We start from the raw sequence: 2,107 nt of genomic DNA, 5'->3' as shown, positions 1-2,107 counted from the left end.
CTTCAGCATCTAACGACCAGAACTCAGCTTCTATCTCAGCAAGCGCGAGCCACTCTGCGTCAGTATCAGCAAGCCAAAGCGCTTCAGCATCAGTATCAGCAAGCCAATCAGCTTCAGCCTCTGTATCTGCAAGCCAAAGCACTTCAGCATCAGTAAGCTCAAGTCAATCAACTTCAGCATCAGTATCTGCAAGCCAAAGCACTTCAGCATCAGTAAGCTCAAGCCAATCCGCTTCAGCATCAGTATCAGCAAGTCAATCCGCTTCAGCATCAGTATCAGCTAGCCAAAGCGCTTCAGCTTCTGTAAGCTCAAGTCAATCAACTTCAGCATCAGTATCTGCAAGTGAATCAGCTTCAGCATCAGTAAGCTCAAGTCAATTCGCTTCAGCATCTGTATCAGCTAGCCAAAGCGCTTCAGCTTCTGTAAGCTCAAGTGAATCAGCTTCAGCGTCAGTATCTGCAAGCCAAAGCACTTCAGCATCTGTATCAGCAAGTCAATCAACTTCAGCATCAGTATCTGCAAGTGAATCAGCTTCAGCTTCTGTAAGCTCAAGTCAATCCGCTTCAGCATCTGTATCAGCAAGTCAATCCGCTTCAGCATCTGTATCAGCTAGCCAAAGTGCTTCAGCATCAGTATCTGCAAGCCAAAGCACTTCAGCATCAGTATCAGCAAGCCAATCAACTTCAGCATCAGTATCTGCAAGTCAAAGCGCTTCAGCATCTGTATCAGCAAGCCAAAGCACTTCAGCATCAGTAAGCTCAAGCCAATCAGCTTCAGCGTCTGTATCAGCAAGCCAAAGCACTTCAGCATCAGTATCTGCAAGCCAAAGCACTTCAGCATCAGTATCAGCAAGTCAATCAGCTTCAGCATCAGTATCAGCTAGCCAATTCGCTTCAGCTTCTGTAAGCTCAAGTGAATCAGCTTCAGCGTCAGTATCTGCAAGCCAAAGCACTTCAGCATCAGTAAGCTCAAGTGAATCAGCTTCAGCATCTGTAAGTGCAAGCGAATCAACTAGCGCATCAGTATCTGCAAGCCAAAGCACTTCAGCATCAGTATCTGCAAGTCAATCAACTAGCGCATCCGTATCAGCTAGCCAAAGTGCTTCAGCATCAGTATCTGCAAGCCAAAGCACTTCAGCATCAGTAAGCTCAAGTCAATCAGCTTCAGCATCAGTATCTGCAAGCCAAAGCACTTCAGCATCAGTAAGCTCAAGTCAATCAGCTTCAGCGTCTGTAAGCTCAAGTGAATCAGCTTCAGCATCTGTAAGTGCAAGCCAATCAGCATCAGTATCAGCTAGCCAAAGTGCTTCAGCATCTGTAAGTGCAAGCCAATCAGTTTCAGCGTCTGTATCTGCAAGTCAAAGTACTTCAGCATCAGTATCAGCTAGCCAATCAACTTCAGCATCTGTAAGTGCAAGCGAATCAACTAGCGCATCAGTATCAGCTAGCCAAAGCACTTCAGCATCAGTAAGCTCAAGTCAATCAGCTAGCGCCTCTGTATCTGCAAGCCAAAGCACTTCAGCATCAGTAAGCTCAAGCCAATCAGCTTCAGCATCAGTATCTGCAAGCCAAAGCACTTCAGCATCTGTATCAGCTAGTCAATCAGCTAGCGCATCAGTATCTGCAAGTGAATCAGCTTCAGCATCAGTATCTGCAAGCCAAAGCACTTCAGCATCAGTAAGCTCAAGTCAATCAGCTAGCGCATCTGTATCTGCAAGTGAATCAGTTTCAGCATCAGTATCTGCAAGTGAATCAGCTTCAGCATCTGTATCAGCAAGCACAAGCTTGAGCAACAGCGTGTCTGCATCAATTAGTGCTTCAGTATCAGCAAGCACAAGCTTGAGCAACAGCGTATCAGCGTCAATCAGTGCATCTGAATCAGCAAGCACAAGCTTGAGCAACAGCGTATCAGCCTCAATCAGTGCATCTGAATCAGCAAGCACAAGCTTGAGCAACAGCGTATCAGCATCAATCAGTGCATCTGAATCAGCAAGCACAAGCTTGAGCAACAGTGTATCAGCGTCAATCAGTGCAAGCCACTCAGCAAGCACAAGCTTGAGCAACAGCGTATCAGCGTCAATCAGTGCGAGCCAATCAGCAAGCACAAG

Annotated in this window: 1 protein-coding gene; it reads left to right on the top strand. The window is 46.5% G+C overall.

Going from position 1 to position 2,107, the window contains the following annotated elements; genetic code table 11:
* Window positions 1–2,107: hypothetical protein (locus B7708_RS09665; RefSeq protein ID WP_193431726.1), on the top strand; the 2,107-nt coding region annotated here is incomplete at both ends.

The sequence above is a fragment of the Streptococcus oralis subsp. dentisani genome (genome assembly GCF_002096615.1).
Classification (GTDB): Bacteria; Bacillota; Bacilli; order Lactobacillales; family Streptococcaceae; genus Streptococcus; species Streptococcus oralis_U.
This window is presented reverse-complemented; position numbering and strand designations above follow the sequence as displayed.